The organism is Streptomyces sp. NPDC001889, from assembly GCF_053594535.1.
Genome location: NZ_JBSFER010000022.1, coordinates 67,472 through 92,577, shown reverse-complemented (window position 1 = coordinate 92,577; position 25,106 = coordinate 67,472). Strand labels below are relative to the sequence as shown.

Below are 25,106 nucleotides of genomic sequence, written 5' to 3'. Positions count from 1 at the left end.
AAACTCTGCATAACAGTATGCAGCCGGGCGAGGGACGACTGATGATCGAGTTCCATGCGGTGAACAAACGCTTCCCCAACGGCACCACGGCGGTCCACGACCTCACCCTGGAGTTACCGGAGGGCGCCGTCACGGTCCTCGTCGGCCCCTCGGGATGCGGCAAGACCACCACTCTGCGCATGATCAACCGGATGGTCGAGCCGACCTCCGGCACCGTCCGGGTCGGCGGCCGGGACGTACGGCGGCAGGACGCGGCGCTCCTGCGCCGCTCCATCGGGTACGTCATCCAGCAGTCCGGCCTCTTCCCGCACCGCACGGTCGCCGACAACATCGCCACCGTGCCGCTGCTGCTCGGCTGGGGACGCCGCAGGGCGCGGGCGCGGGCGGCGGAGCTGCTGGAGACGGTGGGGCTCCGCCCGGAGACCGGCGCCCGCTATCCGCACCAGCTCTCCGGCGGGCAGCAGCAGCGGGTGGGGGTGGCGCGGGCGCTCGCCGCGGACCCTCCCGTCCTGCTGATGGACGAGCCGTTCGGAGCGGTCGACCCCGTGGTGCGCGGTCAGCTCCAGGACGAACTGCTCAGGCTCCAGGAGGGCCTGGGCAAGACCATCGTCTTCGTCACCCACGACATCGACGAGGCGGTGCGGCTCGGCGACCGGATCGCGGTCTTCGGCACCGGCGGGCGGCTGGTGCAGTGCGCGGGCCCGGCGGAGCTGCTGGCCCGCCCGGCCGACGGCTTCGTGGCGGACTTCTTGGGCGCGGAGCGCGGGCTGAAGCTGCTCTCCCTCTCCCCGCTGGCGGAGCTGGCCCCGTCCCCGGCACCCTCGGGCGGACGCTGGCGGCTGGAGCTGGACGCCGCCGGCGCGCCGCTGGGCTGGCGCGACAGCCGGGCGCCGGGGACCGCGCCGCTGCTGCCGGTGCGCCCGCTGCGGGACACGGACTCGCTGCTGTCCGCGCTGAACGAGTCGGTGGCCTCGCCGGCCGGTCTGGTTGCGCGGGTGGACGCGGCGGGGGCGCTGACCGGGGTCACCTCCCGCGAGGAGATCCACGAACGGGCGGGCGCCGCGCACGCGACGGCCCGGACCGCCCGGTGACCGCCGGCACGGGCCGGGGTCGCCCGCTGACCGCCGGCACGGGCCGGTTCCGCCCGCCTGCTCCGGCCACGGTCACGGGCCCGGTCACGGCCCCGGTCGCGGGCCCGGTCACGGCCCCGACCCCGGCCCCGGTCGCGGGCCCGGTGGCCGGTGGAGCCGGTGCCGGGAGGCCGCTGCCATGACCGTCGATGTCGACTGGGCCTGGATCGCCGACCACAGCGGCGAGCTGGCCGCCCTCACCGTCAACCACCTCCAGGCGGCCCTGACCGCCGTCCTCGTCGGGCTGGCCCTCGCCCTCCCGCTCGCCGTCCTCGCGCACCGCGTCCGGGCGCTGCGCGGGCTGCTGCTCTCCCTCGCGAATGTGCTCTTCACCGTCCCGTCGATCGCGGTCTTCGTGCTGCTGCTGCCGGTCTCGGGCCTGACCCGCACCACCACCGTCATCGGTCTCGCGGTCTACACGCTGGTCGTGCTGCTGCGGAACACCGTCGACGGTCTCGACTCGGTGCCCGCGCACGCCAAGGAGGCCGCCACGGCGATGGGCACCCGCCCGCTGCGGACCCTGCTCACCGTCGAACTGCCGCTCGCCCTGCCGGTGATCGTCGCCGGGGTGCGGATCGCGACGGTCATGTCGATCTCGCTCGTCTCGGTCGCCACGTACATCGGCGACGGCGGTCTCGGCCAGCTCTTCACCGACGGGTTCCAGCGCGACTTCCCCACGCCCGTCGTCGCCGGTGTGGTGCTGACCCTGCTGCTCGCGCTGGCCGCGGACGCGCTCCTGGTGGCCGTGGAGTACCTCCTCACCCCCTGGAACAGGGGCAGGGGCCGGAACAGGGGCCGGCGGCAGCCCGGCGGGAGCGGAAGCGGGGCGGTGCGGGGTGGGTGAACTGCTGAGGGACCTCGGCGCCTGGCTCACCAGCGGCGACCAGTGGTCCGGCGCCGACGGGATCGCCGGCCGCCTCGCCGAGCACCTGGAGTACTCCCTTCTCGCGACCGCCGTCGCCGTGGTGATCGCCCTCCCGGTCGGGCTGCTCATCGGACACACCGGCCGGGGCGCGTTCCTCGCCGTCAACCTGGCCTCGTTCGGCCGGGCGCTGCCCACCGTCGGTCTGGTCGTGCTGGTCTTCCTGGCGGGCGGGCTCTCCATGACCCCGGTGTATGTGGCGCTGGTCGCGCTCGCGGTCCCGGCCGTCGTCACCAACACCTGGGCGGGGATCTCCGCCGTCGACCCGGAGGTGCGCGACGCGGCCCGGGGCCAGGGGATGCGGGCGCACCAGGTGCTGCTGCGGGTGGAGATCCCGCTCGCCCTGCCACTGATCATGACCGGGGTGCGGCTCGCCCTGATCCAGGTGGTGGCGACGGCCACCATCGCCGCCCATGTCAGCTTCGGCGGCCTCGGCCGCTATGTCTTCGACGGGCTGGCCCAGCGCGATCTGGTGCAGGTGCTCGGCGGGGCCGTCCTGGTGGCGGCCCTCGCGATCGCCCTGGACCTGGTGCTCGCCTGCGTACAGCGGCTGCTCTCCCCGCCGCGCGCCCGGAACCACCACCCCGGCACCCACCCGTCCGGGACCCACCCCGCACCGACCCACCCCGCACCGACCCACCGCGCACCCACCCACCGCGCACCCACCCACCGACAGGAGACGTCATGAGACGGCGCACCCTCCTCCGCGGGCTGACGGCCGCCGCCTCCGTCCCCGCGCTCGCGGCCTGCTCCGGCGGCATCACCTCCCTGGAGGGCGGCGGCGAGCTGTCCGGCGGCGGCGGGTCGAGCGAGGGCGGGATCACCATCGGCACCGCCAACTTCACCGAGAACCAGATCCTCGGCCATCTCTACGCCGCCGTGCTGACGGCGGCCGGGGTGCGGACGGCGGTACGCCCGAACCTCGGCACCCGCGAGATCCTCGTCCCGGCCCTGCGCCGGGGGGACATCGATCTGCTCCCCGAGTACCAGGGCGCGCTGCTCCACCACCTCGACCCGCAGGCCCGCGCCACCGAGGAGGGCGAGATGCAGAACGCGCTCGCCATCGCCCTCCCCCGGGGCCTCCAGATCCTCCCGTACGGCCGGGCCGAGAACTCCGATGTCTTCGCCGTCACCCGGGAGACCGCCGCCGCGTACGGCCTGAGAGGCCTCGGCGACCTCGCCCGGCACAACGGGAAGCTGGTGCTGGGCGCCGCCCCCGAGGTCAGGACACGGACCGTGGGCGTGGTGGGGCTGAAGAAGGTGTACGGGGTGGAGTTCGCCGGGTTCCGGTCGCTCGACTCCTCCGGGCCGCTGGTCAAGGGCGCCCTGAAACGGGGCGATGTCGATGTCGCCAACCTCTTCACCACGGACACCGACATCGCGGCCGAGGGGTGGGTGGTGCTCACCGACCCCAGGAACCTCATTCCCGGCCAGCGGGTCGTCCCGCTGATCGCCGACCGCAGGGCCGACTCCCGGGTGCGCAGGGCGCTCGCCCGGATCGGGGCGGCCCTGACGACGGCGGAGCTGACCGAGCTGAACCGCCGGGTCGACAAGGACAAGGAGGACGCCGAGGACGTGGCCCGGGAGTGGGCCCGCGCCAAGGGCCTGACGGGGAAGGGGGAAAGGGGGGGGTAGCCCCACTGACGGCGGGGCCGGCCGTCCGTAGCGTTGAGTCGTATGGAAGCCCGCGACCCGGAGCTCAAGAAGGAGCTCGACGCCACCCTGCACGCCCGCCGGGAGCTGGGGGAGGAGTATGAATCGGCCCTGGTCGAGTCCTTTCTCGCCAAGGTCGAGCAGCGGCTCGACGGCACGGTGGACCGCCGGCTGCGCCGCCAACTCGCCGAACAGCAGATGGCCGTCGCCCGGGGGGTGCGTTCGCCGCAGCACTCCGCCGACCCGAACTTCGGCGAGCGCTTCGGCTTCGGGATCATCTCGCTGATCCTCGCCGTGCCGCTCTCGGCCATCGCGGTGGTGAACGCCGATCTGAAGGGACTGATCGTGACCTGGGCGGGGATCGTGGGGGTGAACGCGATCCACTCCTCGGGCGGGCTCTCCTGGCTGCGGCGCCGGGGTGGCGGGGAGCCGGCATCGCCGTCCTCCGACTGGGAGGACTGACCGGCCGCACGGGTCTCACGGGCCGCACCGGTCGCACGGGTCTCACGGGCCGCAGCGGGCGGAGGAATCGCACCGGCGCGGGGCGGATCGCCACGGACGCGCGGACGGAGGAAGTGGACGGAGGAAGTGGACGCGGGGGCCGCCGCTACCCCTGGCCGCCGGCCAGGGGGCGGGACGGCGACGGTCCCCGCGTGGGACACGCTCCCGGGTCAGGGCCGGTCGCCGCGTCCAGGGCGCCCGGGCTCCGGGAGCCGCTCCGGAGGTCAGGACGCCGTTCGTGGTGCCGGCGGGTCTCCCCACCGGCACCCACCACTGTGCGGGACGTGTGTTAAGCCGGTGCTGCCGGGACGTGACAGCCGCGTACCGAATGCGCGAAGCTCCGGCGTGCGGGCGCGGGCGCCGGCCGGCCCCGCGCGGGCCGGCCCGTGGGGGTCACTTCGTACCGCTCGAACCGCCGGCCAGGAACGACAGCAGGTCCTGGCGGCTGACCACGCCCGTGGGCCTGCCCTCCACCAGGACGATCGCCGCGTCGGCCACGCCCAGCACGGCCATCAGATCGGCGACCGGCTCACCGGAGCCGACCTGCGGGAGCGGGTCGCTCATATGCTTCTCCAGCGGGTCGCCGAGCTGGGCCCGCCCGCCGTAGAGCGCGTCGAGCAGCTCCTTCTCGACGACCGAGCCGATGACCTCGGCGGCCATCACATCGGGGTGCCCGGCGCCGCGCTTGACGATCGGCATCTGGGAGACGCCGTACTCGCGCAGCACCTCGATCGCCTCGCCGACGGTCTCCTCCGGGTGCATGTGCACCAGATTGGGGATCGCGCCGCCCTCCTTGTGGCGGAGCACATCGCCGACGGAGGCGGAGGGTCCGGAGTCCTCCAGGAAGCCGTAGTCCGCCATCCACTCGTCGTTGAAGATCTTCGAGAGATAGCCGCGCCCGCTGTCCGGGAGCAGGACCACGACGACGTCGTCGGGACCGAGCGGCTCCGCGACCCGCAGCGCGGCCACGACCGCCATACCGCAGGAGCCGCCGACGAGGAGGCCCTCCTCCTTGGCCAGCCGGCGGGTCATCTGGAAGGAGTCCTTGTCGGAGACGGCGACGATGTCGTCCGTCACGGACGCGTCGTAGGCGCTCGGCCAGAAGTCCTCGCCGACCCCCTCGACCAGATACGGACGGCCCGAGCCGCCGCTGAAGACGGAGCCCTCGGGGTCGGCGCCGATCACCTTGACCACCCCTCCGCTCGCCTCCTTGAGGAAGCGGCCGGTGCCGGAGATGGTGCCGCCGGAGCCCATACCGGTGACGAAATGGGTGATCTTTCCGTCGGTCTGGTCCCAGATCTCGGGACCGGTGGTCTCATAGTGCGAGCGGGGGTTGTTCGGGTTGGAGTACTGGTCCGGCTTCCAGGCACCCGGGATCTCCCGCACCAGGCGATCGGAGACCTTGTAGTACGAGTCGGGGTGCTCGGGGTCGACGGCGGCGGGGCAGACCACGACCTCGGCGCCGTAGGCGCGGAGCACATTGATCTTGTCGGTGGAGACCTTGTCCGGGCAGACGAAGACACACCGGTAGCCCTTCCGCTGGGCCACGATCGCCAGGCCCACACCGGTGTTGCCGCTGGTGGGCTCCACGATCACACCACCGGGGCGGAGCGCTCCGCTCTCCTCCGCCGCCTCGATCATGCGTACGGCGATGCGGTCCTTGACCGAACCGCCCGGGTTGAAATATTCGATCTTGGCCAGAACAGTCGCCTGGATTCCGGCGGTGACGCTGTTCAGCTTCACCAGCGGGGTATTGCCGATAAGACTGATCATCGAGTCATGAATGCGCACAGTGCTCTCCGGGGTCTCCGTAGTGAATGCGGTCAGAGTATGCCGACCGGGGCGGGATTGGGCGACGGTCTCCACGGGGCAGTTAGCTCATGACCGGCACGGCGGACGAGCGGCAGCGGACTGGCCGGTCGGCGAGGAGCGGAGGTCCGGACGGTGTTGTCGAGAGCGAGGGTGGCGCGGCGCATCGCCGCGGGCGCCGCCTACGGCGGGGGATCGATCGGCCTGATCGGTGTGGCGACGGTGGGGGTGGTGCTGGCGGAGGTGCAGCTGGCGAAGCGTTCGGTGGGCGGCGGGATCGCGCCGCTGCCGCCGCGCGCGGACGGGCTGTACGGGCTGGTCTTCGGGCGCACCGACCCGCTGCTGCTGGGGATGCTGGGGGATTCGACGGCGGCCGGCCAGGGGGTGCGGCGGGCCGGTCAGACGCCCGGGGCGCTGCTGGCGTCGGGGCTGGCGGCGGTGGCCGAGCGGCCGGTGGAGGTGTGCAATGTGGCGCTGCCGGGGGCGCAGTCCGATGACCTGGACCGCCAGGTCACGCTGCTTCTCTCGGATGCCTCCAGGCGGCCGGACATCTGCGTGATCATGGTCGGTGCCAACGATGTCACGCACCGGATGCCGCCGACGCAGTCGGTGCGCCATCTGGCGTCGGCGGTGCGGAGGCTGCGCACGGCGGGGGCGGAGGTGGTGGTGGGGACCTGCCCCGACCTGGGGACGATCGAGCCGGTGTACCAGCCGCTGCGGTGGCTGGCGCGGAGGGTGTCGCGGCAGCTCGCGGCGGCGCAGACGATTGTGGCGGTGGAGCAGGGCGGGCGGACGGTATCGCTCGGGGATCTGCTGGGGCCGGAGTTCGCGGCGAACCCGAGGGAGATGTTCGGGGCGGACAACTACCACCCCTCGGCGGAGGGGTACGCGACGGCGGCGATGGCGCTGCTGCCGACGGTGTGCGCGGCGCTGGAGGTGTGGCCGGAGTCGGACCGGCCGGAGGCGGAGCGGGACGAGGGGGTGTTGCCGGTGGCGCAGGCGGCGGCAGCGGCGGCGCGGGAGGCGGGCACGGAGGTCACCGGCGCTCGCGCGCCGTGGGCCCTCCTGAAACACCGCCGCCGCCGCCACATCCCGGCAAGCCCCCCTCCGAACCTGACCCCCTCCAGCGACTGAGCCCCACCCCCCGAGCCCTTCCGGCACCTGAGCCGCACCACCCGAGCCCTTCCGGGCGGCCCAAGGCACAAAACCCAGCCCCTCCGGCGACTGAGCCGCACCACTCCAGCCCCTCCGGCACCTGAGCCGCACCACCCCCACCCCTCCGGGCGGCCCGAGGCACAAAACCCAGCCCCTCCGGCGACTGAGCCGCACCACCCCCACCCCTTCCGGCGACTGAGGCGCACCACCCCACCCCTCCGAGCGAGCCGAGGCACGAAACCCAGCCCCTCCGGCGACTGAGCCGCACCACCCCCACCCCTCCGGGCGGCCCGAGGCACAAAACCCAGCCCCTCCGGCGACTGAGCCGCACCACTCCAGCCCCTCCGGCGATTGAGGAGCGGGGGTTCGGGGGCTGGCCCCCGACCGGGACCCGCACCGTGCGGGCACCTGTGGACCAGGGTCCGTCCTCAAACGCCGGACAGGCTGAGAACGCTCGGGCCACCCGTGACCCCGGGGCCGTCCTCAAACTCCCCCAGAGCTGCCTCTGGGAGATACCCCCAGACGGGCTGGAGTTGCTCGGGGCACCCGTGGCGTGGGGTGCGCCGGGAATCCCGGCGGGGACGGGCACACAAGTGAGCAACCGCTTAGGATTGAGGCCCTCATCACACCCCGCCCCCCGTGACCCCACCACTACCTACAGGTAACTTCCCACGCAACCCCCTTCCCCTCCCCAGGAGCCCCCCGATGCCCGAAGCCGTCATCGTTTCCGCCGCCCGCTCCCCCATCGGGCGTGCCTTCAAGGGCTCCCTCAAGGAGTTCCGTGCCGACGATCTGACCGCGGCGATCATCCAGGCCGCGCTCGACAAGGTCCCCGGGCTCGACCCGGAGGACATCGACGACCTGATGCTCGGCTGCGGCCTCCCCGGCGGCGAGCAGGGGCACAACCTGGGCCGGATCGTCGCCGTACAGCTCGGCATGGACCATCTCCCCGGCTGTACGGTCACCCGCTACTGCTCCTCCTCCCTCCAGACCTCCCGGATGGCCCTGCACGCCATCCGGGCCGGCGAGGGCGATGTCTTCATCTCCGCCGGCGTCGAGATGGTCTCCCGGTTCGGCAAGGGCTCGTCCGACGGGCTGCCCGACACCCAGAACCCGCTCTTCGCCGAGGCGCAGGCCCGGACCGCGCGGACCGCCGAGGGCGGGGCCGGCTCCTGGCGCGACCCGCGCGAGGACGGCCTGCTCCCCGACGCGTACATCGCCATGGGCCAGACCGCCGAGAACCTCGCCCGGCTCAAGGGCGTCACCCGCCAGGAGATGGACGAGTTCGGCGTACGCTCCCAGAACCTCGCCGAGGAGGCCATCGGGAAGGGCTTCTGGGAGCGGGAGATCACCCCCGTCACCACCCCCGACGGCACCGTCGTCACCCAGGACGACGGCCCCCGCGCGGGCGTCACCCTGGAGGGCGTCCAGGGCCTGAAGCCCGTCTTCCGCCCGGACGGCCTGGTGACCGCCGGCAACTGCTGCCCGCTCAACGACGGCGCCGCGGCCCTGGTGATCATGAGCGACACCAAGGCGGCCGAGCTGGGCCTCACCCCGCTGGCCCGGATCGTCTCCACCGGGGTCTCCGGCCTCTCCCCCGAGATCATGGGGTACGGCCCGGTCGAGGCCTCCCGGCAGGCGCTGACCCGTGCCGGGCTGACCATCGGCGACATCGACCTGGTCGAGATCAACGAGGCCTTCGCCGCCCAGGTCATCCCCTCCTACCGGGACCTCGGCATCGACATCGACAAGCTGAACGTCAACGGCGGGGCGATCGCCGTCGGCCACCCCTACGGCATGACCGGCGCCCGGATCACCACCACCCTGATCAACAGCCTCCAGTTCCACGACAAGCAGTTCGGCCTGGAGACGATGTGCGTGGGCGGCGGCCAGGGCATGGCCATGGTCATCGAGCGGCTCAGCTGAGCCGATCACGGGCCGGAGCCCAAGTCGTGACCGAAACTCCCCCAGGATGTGATCTGACTCCCGGGGGAGCTTCATTTCCCCAGGTCAAACCCATCCCCTGGTAAACACCGGGCCAAAAGACCTGTCCCTTTCGTGACGTAATGCACTGACAGGGGGCGCGCGCTCCCCGCAAGCTGATGTAGGAAGTCGGGGTTGTCGAAAAAATCCGGGAGTACGTCAGTGAGCGCCATGTCTCTTGCCCTGCTGGTGACCACCGCCGCTGCCACGGCCGTGGGCGCCGCCGCCCTGCACGCCGCCCACGGGCTCCGCAAGCAGGTCACGGCCCTGCGCACCGAACTGTCCGCCGCCACCGGGACCGGCCCCCACCTCGCCGCCCGGACCGCCCCGGCCGCCTCCGTGCCCCAGGCCCGGCAGACCCCCGCCGCCGAGATACGCGCCGCTGTCGCCGAGGCCCTCGCCGAGGAGCGGGAGCGGGAACTCGCCGAGGCACGGGCGTTCTGGGCCGCGCAGGAGAGCCGTGAGGGCACGGACACCCCGGTCCGGCTCGGCGGCGAGCCCCCGCTGCCCCTGCTCGGCGGCGCGGGGATGGACGCGCCCGGCGAGGAGCTTCCGTTCTATGTGCCCCGCCAGAGCGACTTCGCGGGGCTGGAGTCGTACCGGCCCGAGACGGACGGGGACGCCATGGAGGTGCTCGACGACCTGGCGGGCCTGGCCGAGCTGGCCGACTTCGCCGACTTCTCCGAGGTCGCGGAGTACGCGGAGTACGCGGAGTACGCCGAGGACTCCCCCGAGCTGGCCGCGGCCCGCCGCCGGCACCCCTCGCACCCGGACTTCGTCCCCGTGCAGACCCCGGTGGTCACCGACCACGAGCGCACGGTCCGCCGCCTGGAGGAACTGTCCGCGGCCCGCACCGAGCTGGCCGATGTGCGGCCCGGACCGCTGGGCACGCTCGACGTCTACGTCTTCGCCGACGGCACGACCCTGTGCATGACCCCGGGCCACCGGGAGACCGCCGAGCGGCTCGCCGGGGCGCTGCGCTCCGGTGACGTCCCGGTGCTGCTGGGCGGCTCCAGCATCTCCGGCGCGTACGCCCTGACCTTCGTCTGCGGCGAGGAGACCGTCTACATCCTCGCGGACCGCGTCATCGCCTCGTTCTGACCGGCGGCGGCCGGGCGCGGGCCCGTCACATCCCCGCGCGCCCGGCGGCCCCGCGTACCAGCCCCACGGCCTCGTCCACATCCGCCCCGGTGCGGGACGGGGCCGTTCTCAGCGCCTCGGCCAGATCGTTTCCCGCCACCATCAGCTGGTCCGCGACCGCGAACACCCCCGCGTCCGGCATGGTCTCCGGGGTCCGGCCGGGCATCTCGACGAGCTGGGCACGGAGTGCCAATTCCCTGGCCAGCCCGAGCGCCTCGGCCGCCGCACCCCGCTGGAGACGGCTCTGCGGGGCGGCCCGCAGCCGGTCGGCGAAGCGTTCCACTGCGGCGGTCAGTTCGGTCGTATCGAGCACACCGCGACCCTATGCGCACCCCGGGGGCTGTTGCCAATACGCGAACGCTCAGGCACGGTGGCGGGAAGAGCACACGCGCAACGCGTCCGGAGGCGCCGATGTCCCCAGTCTTCTCCGAAGAGACCCACCGTAATCTGCTCTCCCGAATCCCCCAATGCACCGGTCGTGAGATCTCCGACTGGCTCCGCGCCGTCGAGGACGGCCCGTCCCTCTTCCGCTTCGAGGAGAAGGTCAGCTGGCTCCGGAGCGAGCACAATCTGTCGCACGGACACGCCAAGGCGATCATCCACGAGTACGACCTGAGGCGGGCCGCGCGCAAGCTGCTGTAGTGCCCGGGACGATCCGGAGGACGCGGAAGGGCCCGCAGGCGGAGTGCCTGCGGGCCCTTCCTGTCGGCCGCCGGTCCGTCGGACGCCGGCCGCCGGGGTGACGCGCTAGTCGTTACCCGTGATGATCGACACCAGTCGCAGCATCTCCAGGTAGATCCACACCAGGGTCATGGTGAGGCCGAAGGCCGCCAGCCAGGACTCCTCGCGGGGCGCGCCGTAGGTGAGACCGTCCTCGACCTGCTTGAAGTCCAGGGCGAGGAAGCAGGCACCGAGGATGACGCCGATCACTCCGAAGAGGATGCCGAGGCCACCGCTGCGGAAGCCCAGGCCGTCGCCGCCGCCGATGACGGCGAACAGCAGGTTGACGGCCATCAGCAGCACGAAGCCGATGGCGGCCGCCATCACGAAGCCGAAGAAGCGGTGGTTGACGCGGATCAGACGCGTCTTGTAGGCGATGAGCACACCGGCGAAGACCGCCATGGTGCCCAGCACCGCCTGCGGGACCGCTCCCGCGCTGATGTGGGTGGTGACCGCGCTGGAGAGCACGCCGAGGAAGACACCCTCGAAGGCGGCGTACGCCAGGATCAGGGCCGGGACGGGCTTGCTCTTGAACGCCTGGATCAGTCCGAAGACCATGGCGATCAGCGCGGCGCCGATCGCGATGCCGTAGGACTTGCCGACGTTGTCGGTGTCCACCGGCAGCATGAACCAGGAGAGCGCGGCGGTCAGGACGACGGTGCCGAGGGTGATCGCGGTGCGCGTCACCACATCGTCGATCGTCATCACACCGCGCGCGGGCGCCTGCGGGCCCGCGCCGAGCTGGGTGTCGGCGGGCGCGTACGGGTTGGTCGCGTACGGGTTGCCGGTGGTGCTCGTGTCGTAGGGGTTTCCTGCGACGGGGCCCCCGGCCTGCGGCTGCGCGTTGAAGCCCGCGGGGCCGTTGTCGCGGCTGAACCCCCGTCGCGAGAAGACCGGGTTGCTGCTCCTCATCTCACTCCTCCATGGCCGCACTGCGCGGCCTTGCGTCAAGAGTAATCGGCGTGCAAAGGAAGCACCCTAGTGCCAGGGGAGGATCTTTCCGGATTGTGACCTCGGATCACGGGTTCGGACGAGCGCGGGGCCGGGCACGGGCGGGTGCCCGAGGCGGACGGGGCGGGTCGCGCGGCGCCCGGCTCCGCCCCCGGACGGGTGAGCAGGTTCACTCCTCGGGCTCGCCCCACGCGCGGGGCATCCGCAGGACGACCACCCCGCCGGAGAGGCCCACCGGCCCCGACGGGGGTCGGTGTCACCCGGGTCGGCGTCGCCCGCCCCGTCGAGGGTGATCTCCAGCAGCAGGGGCGTGAGCAGGCCGAATCGCCGTGGAGCCCCGCCGGAACGTGTTCCGGCGGGGCTCCACGACGGGGTTCTGGATCGCACGGCGGCGATGATCAGCCAACCGTGCGCAACCACTCGCTTGACGGCTCGCGTGACGAGCCGTCAAGCAAGAAGGCTTTCCCTCAGACGATTGGATTTCGTTGGGAATCCAGCACGTTCACGCCTTCCGCGTCCAACCTGGATTCGAACTCCTCAAGACCCTCGCGCCTGACGAACTCGGCTTCACTCTGATAAATCGGAAGAAGCCACAGGAATCGCGCGCTCCCCGCCTCCGCCGGCGCCCATTCAAGTTCGGGACCGTAGGGATAGGGAAGGCTCACCAGAAGACGATCCATGCGGGACTCGGGCATCCACGGACGACCGATATTCACGATCGATCCCACATCCAGCCGATGAGCCTCAAACGAGTGGAAGTGACTCACCATGGCCAAAGTTTCCGAATGGGTTTCGGCAGGCGTGGGCGACATGAGGAAAAACTCGGTTCCACCGGTTTCAGATCCGTCGACCGAGGACCCCACCGTTACGTAGACCCAAGCCTCACCGGCACGCTGAGGGAAGACTCGATAGGCGGTGAAATTCGGAACTCGCTCCAGAATCGGCCCGTGGTCCCATGGCGCGGATTCCACGATATGGCCATCCCAGAATTTCCGCACATGCCTCTCAAGAGCTTCCAGCCGCTCACCTTCTTCGATCACAGATTCAGTTTCCTTTTAATCGTCTTGGAGACCTTTGACATTTCAGCCCCCTGGGCCGTCTGGCAGACCCTGCATGCAGCACCATTGATACCGTCATTCTTGGCATAGGCTCTGCGCTGCTTGTTCGTCATCGCTGCCCCTCCACCACGATAGTAGTGAAGAACCAGCGGCGGGTCGTGTTCAGGAACAGGAGCGTTGGCGGTTCCAGAAACCATCGTTGTGCCGCATTCCGGACACGGTTGCCCCTCCCCCGCAGCTCGCGCCGCGCGCCCGGCGGGCCCAGTCGTCTGGGAGCCACCGTAGTGCTTGGCCCGGTTGTAGGGCTCGGTTGCCGTGACCGGGTTTTCCCGGTCATTGGTGAGCCCGCTGGAATCGACTTCGAACCTGGCCTCGCCACAGTTGTGAACGAGGACCGGGGTCTCGCCCGCGAGCACATAGTACGTGCGCGTGTCATTGACCGTGAGGTTGAAGACAGGCTGCTCGGCAGCCCACGAATCGACCGCCTCAATCCTGACCCACGTACCGAAAGCGGTCTTGAGCGACTGACCCGGTGTGAGTTCACCCGCGTCAACCCACCTGCCCAGGGACTCGACCCAGTAGGGGTGCCCTTCCGTAGCGGTCATCGACGACTGGGGAACCCACTTGTCGCCGTCGCCGGAGACGGCCAGAGCCGTGGAGGCCGGACCATCGGCGCGTTCACGGATGGTGATCTTGACCAGTTGCTTGTACCCACCACCGGTGATCGTGGCGGAGACCTTCTGCGCCCTGGTCTCGCCCGTCTTCGGGTCGGTCGCGAGGACCCGGTCACCGATCTTGACCTTCTCGATCGGCTTCTTCGAACCGTCCGCCATCAGAACCAGGGTTCCCGAGACGAAGCTGTTGATCTCACACGTGGCGTTGGTGGCCTCTTCCCTGACGGCGCTCCGAGCCTCGCTCTTCGCCTCCTTGACCACCCTCTGCGCCGGTCGCTTCGCCTGGGAGGGCTTCGGCCTGGGCTTGGGCTGTGCCCTCGGCCTGGGCTTCGGCTTCGGCCGCGCGGCAGCCTTGCGGGCGGCGGCCCTCTTGGCCGAGGCCTTGCGGGCAGCGGCGCGCTGCGCCTTGGCACGGGCCTGGGCTGCCGCTCTCTTCTGCGCCGCCTTCTTCTGCGCGGCACGCTGGGCGGCGCGTTTGGCGGCGGCGCGCTGGGCCGCGGCCCTCTTACGGGCCGCCTCGCGCTTGGCCTTGGCGGCCGCGCGCTTCTTCGCCTCCAGGGCCTTCTTGCGGGCGAGGGCCGCGGCACGGCGGGCCTTCGCCTGAGCGGCCTTGCGGGCCGCGATCTGGGCGGCCCGGCGGGCCGCCGCCTTGAGCGCGGCGCGGATGGCGATCCGGGCCGCGATACCGATCACGATCGGGAAGAAGAGTCCCGAGGGGTCGGAGAACGTCGCCGGAGCGTTGTTGCTGTAGGCGTACGGGTTCATCGTGGCCGGCTCGTCGTAGTCGACCATGGGGTCGACGGAGATGAACCTGCCGGTCGCCGGGTCGTAGTCCCGGGCACCGACCCTGGTCAGCCCGGTGTCCTTGTCCACGATCCCGCCGACGAAGCCGCGGGAGCCCGGCCAGGTGGTCGGCGCGGCGCCGCGCTCCTCACCGAACGGCATCGACTTGCGCCGGGTGACACTCATGTCCGCGCCGACCATGTCGACCACGGTGTTGGAGGTGCCGTGGTGGTCGGCCAGCAGGAGCTGACGCCCGCCACCGGTGGAACGGACCGTGGTGGACCCGTCGGGGTGGCCGTAGAACCTTTCGGCCTTCTGGCTCTGCAGATTCGCGCTGACCGTTAGTTCCGCCTCGCCCAGATACAGCGTCTTGCTGCCGTCGTGGGCTGTGCGGATCAGTCGGTCGCCACCCGCGTCGTACAGGTACTTCGTCGTCTTGGTGCCGCCGCCCTCGACCGGTTCCGAGATGGAGCGAAGCTGCCCCTCGACGTCCCAGTCGAGCGTCTGCGTGGTGCCGTTGTGCTGACGGGTCTTCGTGTTGCCGGACGTGTCATAGGTGAACTCGTTGTGCCGCTCACCCCCCGGCCCGGCCGACTTGATCGTGGCGAGGGCGTTGGGCCCGCCCACTCCCGGCTTGCCGTAGGCGTACTCACGGGTGACGTTCTGCGTGGTGTCGCCCGTGATGTCGTGCTCGGTCAGCTTGCTGCGGTTGCCCGCCTCGTCGAACTCGTAGCTCTGCCAGTAGGCGTCCGGACCTCCGACGGTCTCCTTCGACGGGCCCGCCGGGTCGCAGGTCTCCTTCGTGGTCGTCCAGGCCGACGTCATCTGACGCAGCTTGTTGTGGACGAAGCACTGGGTGTCGGTCTTGCCCTCAGCCATCACCGCGGCGCCGGGCGTGTCCGAGATCTGGGTGACGTTGCCCGCTTGGTCGTAGGTGTAGCGGGTGTCGCTGATCTGGCCGGGAGCGACGGACCGGTCGTACGTGGTCCGCATCATGCGACGGGTGAACTCGTCGTAGATGTAGGTGCCGTAGACCCGCTTCGTCGCCGGCCCCGCCTCGGTGCGCAGGATCTCGCCGAACGCCGAGTACGAGACGTTGTTGAGGTACGTCGTGGCACCGGCGATGGTCATGGGCAGACCGTCGGGCGTGTAGCGGAAGATCACGCGCTCGGTGGTCAGACCACCGAGACCGGGAACCTGCGCCGTGGCGAGGTTGCCGGTCGGCGTGTACGTGTACTGGTACGCGTACTCACCGCCCAGCCCCTTCTCCTCGGCCGGGATGACGGTCTTGGTCGACTTCACCCGGTAGGCGTTGTCGTAGGCCGTCACCTCGTCGCGGTACTCAAGGCCGTTCTCGTGGCGGATGGTCGCCGTCGGCAGGCCCTTGATGAGCGAGTCGTACGTCCACTCGATGCGCTTCGGCCCGGTGGGGCCGTCCTCGCGGAGGAACCTGGGGCGCCCGTTCTCGTCGTACTCGGTGAAGAGGGTGTTGCCCCGCGCGTCCGTGGTCGAGACGACCTCGTCCGTGTCGTCGTACGTGTAGCTGGTCCGGCCCGCGTCGGGGTCGGTGACCGCCGTCTGACGGCCGCGGCCGTCGTACTCGAAGGTGGTGGCCGCGCCGCCGGGGGCGGTGACCTTCACCAGGTTGTCGAGGTCGTCGTACTCGTAGAGGGTGTCGCGCCACTGGGTGCGGGCCTCGTTCGTGTACTCGCGGAGCTTCTCGACCTGGCCCTCGGCGTTCTCGTAGGTCGCCGTGACCGTGTCGCCGCCGGGCGGGATCGTGGTCGAGACATCGCCGTCGTGCTCGGTGGTCGTCCGGAGCTTCTCGGTGCCCCGGTAGTAGGTGACCTCGGCACGGGGCTGGCCCATGCCGTCGAACTCGGTGCGGTTCTGCGAGGGGACCTCGTTGTCACCGACCTGGAGCAGCTCGGTCTTGGGGTCCAGCTCGTTGTAGTAGCCGTCGTTGGTCTTCCACGCCCGTCCGGCGGTGTCGTAGAAGGTGTCGTTGACGATCCGGCCGGGGCCGACGGCCTCGTCCTGGGTCTGCCGCTCGCGCAGCAGTCCGTCGAGCAGCTCGTAGGAGACGGCGTACTCGCCGTTGTCCTTCAGAGTCCGGCTGGTGACGATCGTCGGCTTGTCGCGGCTGATGGTGTAGTCGTACGTCGCGTTCGGCGTCTGCGTCGCCGGGTCGCGGTCGATCTCCCACACCTTCAGGAGCCGGCCCAGCGGGTCGTACTCCATCGTGGCGCGCTTGCCGTTGGCGTCGATCTCCGCCAGCGGCATACCGCGGGCGTCGTCGAACTCGGTGGTCTCCGTCAGGCCCATCGGGTCCGTGGAGACCTGCTTGGTGGGACGGGCGACCGTGGCCGGGACGTAGTCGACCTTGGTCTTCTTGTCCTTGGCGTCGTACGTGGCCGTCTCGCGGCCGTGGATGTCGTACTCGGTGCGGTCGATGGTGAGGTAGCCGTCGCCGGCGGCGTTCAGCTCCTCCACCTTCGTCGGCAGGCCCTTCGTCGGCGCGACGCCGAACGCCTGGCCGTCGAAGTGCGTCCGGGTGTCCTCGATGACCTTGCCGCCGGTGGTGCCGCAGGCACCGAGGACGGTCTTCTCACGGGACACCGACTCCACCAGATGCGCGCCGGTGTTGCGCAGATAGGTGCTGGTGGAGCACATCCGCTTGCCGCCGGTGGTGGTCTCGTCCACCTCGGTCGGCAGACCGTACGTGTCGTACTTCGTCGTCTCCGTCGAAGTGCGCCAGAGATCGCCCTTGACCCGCTCGCGCGTCGACACCGTCTCCGGACGGGTCATCCACGCCTCCAGCGGCGTGGTGCCGGGGCGGGCGCGGGTCGCGGTCTTCACCGCCTTGGGGGTGGTGAGCGTCGAGGAGTCGACGGCGCCGCCGTCGGACTCGTAGTCGATCTGCTCGCGCAGCTGTCCCTGGTAGTGCGGGAGGTCGTCGTACGAACCGCCGCGGGAGTCCTCGATGACCGAGGTGCGGGTGCCGGTGGGCAGCTTGTCGCCGTGCATGCCGCGGAAGTAGCGGTGCTCGGAGAGCTGCTTGGCATCGGTGCCGGAGCCGAGGCGGGTGCGGACCCGCTCGTAGCCCCGGTACTGCGACCAGGTGCGGTACTTCTTCTCCGCGAACTCCGAGTCGTCGAACGCCCACGCCGGGGAGCCGAGGAACTCATAGCTCGTGACCTTGGCCTGGGCATCGCTGACCAGGTCGATCTCCTGGACCTCGGTGACGAGGTACTTGTGGAACCAGTCCTCCTGCATCTTCAGGGCGCCCTTGGGCATCCAGTACTGCGGGAAGCAGCGCATCGTGTTCGACTCGGGCGACGCGGGCATCTTCCTCGGCGCCAGGGCCGAGCACTCGCGCGGCGAGTACGTCACCCCGATCCGGCCGCCGGTCTCCGTGTCGATCGCGTTGATCCGGTAGCGGGAGAACGGCGGCAGACCCTCGACGCCGTCGACCCGGTTGTCGAGCTGCACACCGGCGAAGGTGACCTTCGGCATCGACGCCGTACCGCCGGCGCCGTGGCCGGTGCGGGTGATGGAGTCCAGCCACAGCGCCGGGGACGTGCCGTCACCGGTCGCCGGGAAGGAGCTCTCCAGCGTCCACGAGTCGACGTTCTTCAGCGCGGTCCCGACCAGCACCTGGGTGGTGATCTTCGCCAGGCGCTTGGTGGACCAGAACGTCGGCGAGAACTTGTCCGTGCACTTCGCCCCCGCCAGGCACTCCTGGTCCAGGGGGGTGTCCGGCCAGTGCTTGGCGTTGGCCTTGGTCCGCTTGGACTCGGCGCAGTCGAAGCCCGTGCTCGGAACACAGCGCTCGGCGACGGTGAAGTTGACCCGGCCCGCCGGCAGCCCGGTGAACAGGGCGTCCGAGCGCTGGCCGTAGTCGATCCGGGCCAGGTAGGAGCCGCGGTCGTACTTCACCTGCTGGTCGGCCTTCATGTTCAGGCCGTAGTGGTTGGTCTCCTTGTTCCACCACAGGGTCATGGCGTCGCCCAGCGGGTCGACGACATAGTCCAGGTTCCAGCGGTACGCCTGGGTGCACTCCGAGTCCGTGAACGCCGCGGCGTAGCAGGGCTCGCCGGGGTGGTTGCTGACCACCGGGACGGTCTGGACCGAGTTGGTCCGCTTGTCGGCGGGCGCGCCCGGGAGCTTGTTCAGGCCGAAGTGGTACTGCACACCGTCGGTGCCGGTGACCACCCAGTACTCGCCGGTCTTGTCGCCGTTGTCGGCGCCGGTCTTGCGCTGGACGCGGGTGCCGTCGTCATCGGCGGGGCGCCAGGAGCCGTCGGCGTCCTTGACCAGCTCGGTGTTGTTGCCGCCGAGCGACATCGACACATGGTCGGAGCCGTAGCAGAGGTCGCCGCTGTCGCCCTTGTTGTTGGGCTTCTTGCCGTCGTCCTCGCCCTTGTCGTCGGAGCAGGAGCGGTAGCGGCGCTCGATGAAGCCGGGCTCGTAGTCCCAGCCCTCGGCGATCCACGACGACTGGCCGTTGGTGGACGCGGTGCGCCCGTCGACGGCCTGCGAGGAGTACGAGAGCGCGACCTCGGGCTGCGGACCGCCCGGAACCTCCTGCGCCTCGATCGGATACGTCCAGGAGAAGCCGCCGGACGAGCTGCCGGCCATCCAGGAACCGGAGGGCTGGAGGGAGGTCGCCGTATGGCTGCCGCCGGGGCCGGAGGCCGAGGCGGTGGCGGCGAGCACCCGGGGTGCGGCGGAGCCGCGGGCCTTCGGGGCGGAGCCGAGGTCCACGGTCGCGCTGACCGTGTGGTCCTCGGGGTCGTTGGCGCCCTTCAGCTCGGTCGGGGTGCGGCACTCCGACTTCTGCGGGGTGGTCAGCGCGCAGGCGGGCAGCTCGACCAGACGGAGCCGGGAGCCCCAGTCGCCGCCGTAGGAGTCCTTGATGGACGCGTAGTCCAGCTCGATGTCCACGGTGCCCGACGCGGCGTCGGCCGTACGGGACGCGGCCGGGGCGGCGGTGAGGAGTACGCCCTCGACGCCGGCCTTGCGGGCCGTCTCCGCGTCCTTGACCTGGATGCGCGCGGTGGTGCCGGGGGCCGCGGGGGCCTTCGGGGACTTCCGCGCCGTGGGCCCCGCGGGGGCCTGGGCGGCCGGCTTCGCGGTGGCCTTCGCCTGGTGGAGGCGGACCGGCAACTCCTCCAGGGAGCGCTCGGACTGACCGAGCGTCGTCCCGGAGGGGGTCTTCAGAGCCGAGCGGGCGGCTTTCCCGGGGGTTCTGCCCTGGGGGCCGGTGACCGGGACCAGATAGTCGCCGGCGGGTATCCGACCGGCGACCGGACGCCAGTCCTTGGCGGCGTCGTTCCTGACCTCGGGCCGCTTCCGCTCGAAGTCCTCGCCGGAGACCGAGGGTTCCCGCTTGAGGTCTTCGAGGTCCGGACCGATACCGGTGGCGGCGGCCGGGTCGTCCGGCACGAAGTTAATCATAAGCGCCATGAAGACGACAAATGAGACAGATCTATGCCAGTGACCCAAATAGCGCAACTGGCGCAAGAGTTGTTGCACGAACCCTTCCATTCTATGCAGATGAACACATGATCGAATTGACCTTAGAGTTAACAAATCCCACGAGCAAGCTGGGCAGACAGCAATACATACGGCCTAGATGGGACATAGAGAGAAATTTGCAGCTTGGGGCCGTGTACTGTTCCGCCGATGTTGCTCTCGAAGCAGAAGGGTTCAAGGGTTTTCCACCCATGTCAGACATACGCATGAAGAGACGGGGCGCGGGTCGCACCGCGCGCGCGGCACTCGCCGCGGTGCTCGTCACCGGCGCGCTGGGGATCGCCCCCGTCGGCCTCACCACCCCGGCGGCGGCCGGGGAGAGGGCGCGGGAAGCCGGGGCGTCCACCGCGCCCGCCGGTTCGGAAGCGCACGCGATGGACGAGGCCAAGCGGACCGGCAAGCCGGTCGAGGTGACGGCCGAGCGCTCCGAGACCAGCGAGACCTACGCCCTCCCGAACGGCAATATCCGCCACACCCAGCACACCTCCCCGGTGCGGGTGAAGCGCGAGGGCTCCTGGCTGCCGGTCGACACCGACCTCACCGAAGCGGCCGGCCGGATCGCCCCCAAGGCCGCCGCAGGCAATGTCACCTTCTCGGCGGGCGGTGACGCCCCCCTGGTCGTCCTCGCCGACCAGGGCCGCAAGCTCTCGCTGAGCTGGCCGCGCCCGCTGCCCGCGCCGGTGCTCGACGGCGCCACCGCCACCTACCGGGAGGTCCTGCCCGGGGTCGATCTGTCGGTCGCCGCGAGCGTCGACGGCTTCAGCCAGGCGCTGATCGTCAAGAACGCCGAGGCCGCGGCCAACCCCGAACTGGCGACGATCGACTTCGGCCTGCGCGCCGACGGTCTGACGATGAAGAAGGACGCCGAGTCCGGTGTCGTCAGCGCGCTCAACCCGGCCGGCCAGACGGTGTTCTCGACCTCCACGGCCCGGATGTGGGACTCGTCCGGCACGGAGGTCCAGCCGCCCGCCCCTCTGATGAAGAGCCGCAAGGCCGCCGCACCGGCGCAGACGCCGCCGTCCGACCTCTCCCCCGGCACCAACAGCGCCGTGGTGGGTGTCCAGGTGACGGACGAGCAGCTGCGGCTGACCCCGGACCAGGCCCTGCTGGACTCCCCGGAGACCACCTACCCGGTCTACATCGACCCCCGGATGACCGGCACCCGCCAGGCCTGGACCATCGCGTACAAGCCCCATCCGACCGACAGCTACTGGAACGGAACCGGCTGGAGCGGCGGCACCACCAGCGAGGCCCGCGTCGGCTACGAGAGCAGCTCGGGAGGGACCGCCCGGTCGTTCTTCCAGGTGGACTCGAAGTTCCTCGCCGGTGTGAAGGTGGTCGACGCGCAGTTCCAGATCACCCAGACCCACTCCTGGTCCTGCACCGCCAAGCCGGTCGAGCTCTGGCTGACCGACCCGATCAGCTCCAAGACGACCTGGAAGGTGCAGCCCACCTGGGACACCCGCCAGGACACCCGCAGCTACGCGCACGGCAACGAGAGCGTCGGCTGCCCGGACAAGGCGATCGACCTGTCCGCCGACCACGCGGCGAAGAAGGCGGCTGCCTCCAAGCTCGGCAACCTCACCTTCGGTCTGCGGGCCCCGCAGAGCGCGGAGGACGCCAAGGACGCGTACAGCTGGAAGAAGTTCAAGCCGGACGCCAAGCTGATCGTCGACTTCAACCGTCCGCCGAAGGCGGCCTGGGGACTGGACACCATCCCCACCACCAAGGTCGGGACCGAGTGCGGCAACGGCAGCACCTATAAGACCCTCGGCAACACCACGGTGCGGCTGGCGGCCCGGGTCTGGGACCCGGACGGCGGCTCGGTCACGGCGCAGTTCCATCTGTGGGCGACCGGTAAGCACGACACCGGGCCCAAGGTGTTCTTCGACGAGAGGGTCACCAGGACCGTCTCGGCGAAGGACCCGAAGGGTTCACCCGTGTACGTCGACGTCCCCAAGGAGCTGCTGGTCAAGCATCTGGCGGCGAGCGGGGGCCAGTTCTCCTGGAAGGTGCAGGCCGAGGACCCGGCCGACTCGGCATTCGCCTCGGACTGGACCCCGACCCAGGGCGCGCCGGGCTGCCGCTTCGGCTATGACCCGCACGGCCCCGGCGAGACCGATCGTCCGAAGGTCACCTCCGCCGACTATCCGGAGCGGAGCCCCGAGTCCGAGGGGGAGGGCAAGGAGGCCGGGACCCCGGGCACCTTCACGTTCACGGCCCCGACCATCCCGGACGTCTCCTACTACATGTGGGGCCTGGACCGGACCCCGCCGAACAACAGGGCCGACCCCGCGGGCAAGGGCAAGCCGGCGGTGGCCACCGTGAAGCCGCTGACCCCGGGAACGCACACGCTCTATGTCGTCGCCTATGACGCGGGCGGCAATGTCAGCAAGCCGTACGAGTATGTGTTCGTGGTGAAGAGCCCCGGCATCGCGGGCACGCCGGGCGATGTCCACGGCGACGGCAAGCCGGACATGTTCGCGATCGACGGCAGCAACCATCTGCGGCTGTACGGAGGCACCGGCAACGGCTCGGTGGCCGCCTCCGTCGTGGTCTCCAGGAGCGAGATCTGGAACGGGGCGCTGGTGGCGCACCGCGGCACCCTGGACGGGACCGAGTCCGAGGATCTGCTCGTCCTCACCGGCAAATCCGCCACCACGGCCGGCCGGAAGGACCTCATGGTCTACCCGAACAACGGGGTGAGCGACTTCGAGGACGCCACGAGGTACTCGGTGGAGCGCCTGCCGAACTGGGAGACCGGTGAGGAGCACGACCTGGACGCGATCAAGCAGATCGTCTCGGTCGGCGACATCACACCGGACGGCGAGAACACGGAGTCGGACCTGGTGGCCGTGATCGGCGACCAGCTCTGGTTCCTGCCCGGCGCTCCCGGCGGTGCCGTCGAGTACGGCTACCCGATCGGTGACAGCGGCTGGGGCAGGATGACCCTCGCCTCCCCCGGTGACATGAACGGTGACGGCCTCACCGATCTGATCGCCCGCGACACCACCAACGGCACGGTCTGGCTCTACGCCGGCAAGGGCAACGACCTCAACGGCAACGGCAAGGCCGACGACGGCACCGAGCCCTCGTCCCTGGGCGAGTCCGCCAACCGGACGGTGTACGCCACCGGCTGGACCCCGGCCGCCCGGCCGCTGATCACCGCGAGCGGTTCCTCCAACGAGGACGCGTTCCCGGACCTCTGGACCACCACGGCGAACGCCACGGCGGGACTGGAGTTCTTCCCCGGCAACAAGGCGGGCACGGTCGGCACCCCGACCGTCGTCGGCTGGGGCGGCTGGCAGGCGATCAAGCTGATCTCCTGACCGCCCGCCCGTGAGGGTCCGCCGCCGAGCGGCGCTCCTCCGGGCCCGCACCCGGGAAACAACGGCCCGGCCCCCGCGATCCACGCGGGGGCCGGGCCTCTCTCCCGAACCACACAGAACGTCCGGTCGGGGGCGTTCCGCACAGGGGTTCACAGGGGTGGGCAACGAGAGGAGGAAATGCGACTATGTGACCCCTGTGACGGTCCAGGTTTCAACTACCCGGTGCCGATATCCGGTCACGGAGAGTGCCCGGAGCCGGACTCGAACCGGCACGGCCATGAAGGCCAGCGAGGTTTAAGCTCGCCGTGTCTGCATTCCACCATCCGGGCCAGGTGCGTGGCTCCGCGTAAGCACATGAGCCTATCCGGGGTGATCCGGAGGCCGGCCGGCCCTTGGCCCGATCTTGTCTTATTTTATTGCCGCTTGAGGGTGCGTCAGCCCAGGTGGCAGAACCCCCGGAGGGGACTGTCCCAACAGGTGGGCCGTCACGCCCCGGGACGTGATTGACGGAAACTCGTCGCATCGGAACCACGCGTCACGCGCAAGCGAGCCATACCGGACAGTCGGCCCGCTCCCGCACGGAGTCCGCCACCGGGTGCTACCCGGCGGGCACCGGGCGCTACCGGGACGCACAGGACCCCCACCGAATCCGCCCTCTCCGCGCGCACCCTGTTCCCCTCCCCGTTCCCCTCTTCGCTCCTGTCTTCGCTCCCCTCTTCGTTCCTCTCCTCACCCGCCCCGGCGCGCGGCCCCGGCGACCGCCCCGGCCTCAGGGGCGCCGTCATACCAGAGGAGGAGGAGCGGCCCGGCCGATGCGACCAAAGAGTGTCCCGGGAACGGGCACGGGGACTGACGTCCGGCGGGCCCGGCGGTACCAGGATGGACATCACACCGACCGAGCGCCACGCCGCCCCGAACCAGGAGTTCACTCTCGTGACCACCACGCCCCTCGCACACCGCGCCACCGCCACCGCCGTGGCCGCCCGCGCCACGGATCTGTCCAAGGTGTACGGACAGGGCGAGACCCAGGTGGTCGCCCTGGACCGGGTCAGCGTCGACTTCCGGCAGGCCGAGTTCACCGCGATCATGGGCCCTTCCGGCTCCGGCAAGTCGACCCTGATGCACTGCGTCGCCGGCCTCGACACCTTCAGCTCCGGATCGGTCCGCATCGGCGAGACCGAACTCGGCTCGCTGAAGGACAAGCAGCTCACCCAGCTCCGCCGGGACAAGATCGGCTTCATCTTCCAGGCGTTCAATCTGCTCCCCACGCTCACCGCGCTGGAGAACATCACGCTTCCGATGGACATCGCCGGCCGCAAGCCCGACAAGCAGTGGCTGGAGAACGTCATCAGCATGGTCGGGCTGCGCGACCGGCTCGGCCACCGGCCCACCGAACTCTCCGGCGGCCAGCAGCAGCGCGTCGCCGTCGCCCGCGCGCTCGCCTCCCAGCCCGAGATCATCTTCGGTGACGAGCCCACCGGAAACCTGGACTCCCGCTCCGGCGCCGAGGTCCTCGGCTTCCTCCGCAACTCCGTGCGCGAGCTGGGCCAGACCGTCGTGATGGTCACCCACGACCCCGTCGCCGCCTCCTACGCCGACCGGGTGATCTTCCTCGCCGACGGCCGGATAGTGAACGAGATGCTCCACCCCACCGCCGACGGCGTCCTCGACCAGATGAAGGCGTTCGACGCCAAGGGCCGGACCAGCTGACCCGGCCGGATCAGCCGACCCGCAGCCGCCCCGCAGAACCCCGGCTCTCA

General features: G+C 70.6%; 16 protein-coding genes and 1 tRNA gene. 11 read left to right on the top strand and 6 right to left on the bottom strand.

All coding sequences use genetic code 11. The annotated features are described in order from the left end of the window. Positions 1-41: 41 nt before the first annotated feature. From ACWCRA_RS25305 to ACWCRA_RS25285, 5 genes are all read left to right on the top strand, one after another. A complete protein-coding gene (locus ACWCRA_RS25305) occupies positions 42-1,091 on the top strand; it encodes an ABC transporter ATP-binding protein (protein WP_351554417.1) in 1,050 nt (349 codons plus the stop codon). Positions 1,092-1,269: 178 nt separating this feature from the next. Continuing rightward, the gene (locus ACWCRA_RS25300) at positions 1,270-1,974 is read left to right on the top strand and encodes an ABC transporter permease (RefSeq protein WP_451068674.1); all 705 of its coding nucleotides are present in this window, start codon (positions 1,270-1,272) and stop codon (positions 1,972-1,974) included. Then, positions 1,967-2,740 carry an ABC transporter permease gene (locus ACWCRA_RS25295; protein ID WP_451068673.1) on the top strand — a complete coding sequence of 258 codons (774 nt, stop codon included), beginning with the start codon at positions 1,967-1,969 and terminating at the stop codon, positions 2,738-2,740. The genes ACWCRA_RS25300 and ACWCRA_RS25295 overlap by 8 nt, the downstream gene beginning before the upstream one ends. Next, positions 2,737-3,687, top strand: a complete 951-nt coding sequence (locus tag ACWCRA_RS25290) for an ABC transporter substrate-binding protein (protein WP_451068672.1) — start codon at positions 2,737-2,739, stop codon at positions 3,685-3,687. The genes ACWCRA_RS25295 and ACWCRA_RS25290 overlap by 4 nt, the downstream gene beginning before the upstream one ends. 42 nt (positions 3,688-3,729) lie before the next feature. Continuing rightward, positions 3,730-4,167, top strand: coding sequence for a hypothetical protein (locus ACWCRA_RS25285; protein ID WP_351554426.1), 438 nt, complete (start codon positions 3,730-3,732; stop codon positions 4,165-4,167). 432 nt (positions 4,168-4,599) lie between these two features. Here ACWCRA_RS25285 and ACWCRA_RS25280 read toward each other — a convergent pair whose 3' ends face one another. Further along, positions 4,600-5,997: a cystathionine beta-synthase gene (locus ACWCRA_RS25280; protein ID WP_351554429.1), complete on the bottom strand. Its 1,398-nt coding sequence runs from the start codon at positions 5,995-5,997 to the stop codon at positions 4,600-4,602. 171 nt (positions 5,998-6,168) lie between these two features. On the opposite strand from ACWCRA_RS25280, the gene ACWCRA_RS25275 reads away from it, so the two are divergent. The 3 genes from ACWCRA_RS25275 to ACWCRA_RS25265 all read left to right on the top strand — a co-directional run bounded on the left by ACWCRA_RS25275 (position 6,169) and on the right by ACWCRA_RS25265 (position 10,254). After that, positions 6,169-7,149: an SGNH/GDSL hydrolase family protein gene (locus ACWCRA_RS25275; RefSeq protein ID WP_351554539.1), complete on the top strand. Its 981-nt coding sequence runs from the start codon at positions 6,169-6,171 to the stop codon at positions 7,147-7,149. A gap of 726 nt (positions 7,150-7,875) precedes the next feature. Continuing rightward, on the top strand, positions 7,876-9,096 hold the full coding sequence (locus ACWCRA_RS25270) for an acetyl-CoA C-acetyltransferase (RefSeq protein WP_351554432.1): 1,221 nt from the start codon (positions 7,876-7,878) through the stop codon (positions 9,094-9,096). Positions 9,097-9,324: 228 nt separating this feature from the next. After that, on the top strand, positions 9,325-10,254 hold the full coding sequence (locus ACWCRA_RS25265; protein ID WP_451068706.1) for a hypothetical protein: 930 nt from the start codon (positions 9,325-9,327) through the stop codon (positions 10,252-10,254). 25 nt (positions 10,255-10,279) lie between these two features. Here the strand turns inward: ACWCRA_RS25265 and ACWCRA_RS25260 are convergent, their stop codons facing one another. Continuing rightward, on the bottom strand, positions 10,280-10,606 hold the full coding sequence (locus ACWCRA_RS25260) for a hypothetical protein (protein ID WP_351554438.1): 327 nt from the start codon (positions 10,604-10,606) through the stop codon (positions 10,280-10,282). A gap of 98 nt (positions 10,607-10,704) precedes the next feature. Between ACWCRA_RS25260 and ACWCRA_RS25255 the strand changes: the two genes are divergently transcribed. Continuing rightward, positions 10,705-10,935 carry a DUF4287 domain-containing protein gene (locus ACWCRA_RS25255; protein ID WP_351554441.1) on the top strand — a complete coding sequence of 77 codons (231 nt, stop codon included), beginning with the start codon at positions 10,705-10,707 and terminating at the stop codon, positions 10,933-10,935. 105 nt (positions 10,936-11,040) lie between these two features. Here the strand turns inward: ACWCRA_RS25255 and ACWCRA_RS25250 are convergent, their stop codons facing one another. The 3 genes from ACWCRA_RS25250 to ACWCRA_RS25240 all read right to left on the bottom strand — a co-directional run bounded on the left by ACWCRA_RS25250 (position 11,041) and on the right by ACWCRA_RS25240 (position 19,927). After that, positions 11,041-11,925 (bottom strand): Bax inhibitor-1/YccA family protein, encoded by an 885-nt coding sequence (locus ACWCRA_RS25250; RefSeq protein ID WP_451068671.1) that lies wholly within the window; start codon positions 11,923-11,925, stop codon positions 11,041-11,043. A 506-nt stretch (positions 11,926-12,431) separates the two neighbouring features. Next, positions 12,432-13,004: a suppressor of fused domain protein gene (locus ACWCRA_RS25245; protein WP_451068670.1), complete on the bottom strand. Its 573-nt coding sequence runs from the start codon at positions 13,002-13,004 to the stop codon at positions 12,432-12,434. Next, positions 13,001-19,927 (bottom strand): RHS repeat-associated core domain-containing protein, encoded by a 6,927-nt coding sequence (locus ACWCRA_RS25240; protein WP_451068669.1) that lies wholly within the window; start codon positions 19,925-19,927, stop codon positions 13,001-13,003. The genes ACWCRA_RS25245 and ACWCRA_RS25240 overlap by 4 nt, the downstream gene beginning before the upstream one ends. A gap of 281 nt (positions 19,928-20,208) precedes the next feature. Here ACWCRA_RS25240 and ACWCRA_RS25235 point away from each other — a divergent pair, with 281 nt between their 5' ends. Further along, complete coding sequence (locus tag ACWCRA_RS25235; RefSeq protein WP_451068668.1) at positions 20,209-23,346, top strand: FG-GAP repeat domain-containing protein; 3,138 nt, start codon at positions 20,209-20,211, stop codon at positions 23,344-23,346. Positions 23,347-23,592: 246 nt separating this feature from the next. Here ACWCRA_RS25235 and ACWCRA_RS25230 read toward each other — a convergent pair. Next, a tRNA-Leu gene (locus ACWCRA_RS25230) sits at positions 23,593-23,675 on the bottom strand. Positions 23,676-24,279: 604 nt separating this feature from the next. Between ACWCRA_RS25230 and ACWCRA_RS25225 the strand changes: the two genes are divergently transcribed. Continuing rightward, a complete protein-coding gene (locus ACWCRA_RS25225; RefSeq protein ID WP_351554542.1) occupies positions 24,280-25,056 on the top strand; it encodes an ABC transporter ATP-binding protein in 777 nt (258 codons plus the stop codon). The last annotated feature ends 50 nt before the right edge of the window (positions 25,057-25,106 follow it).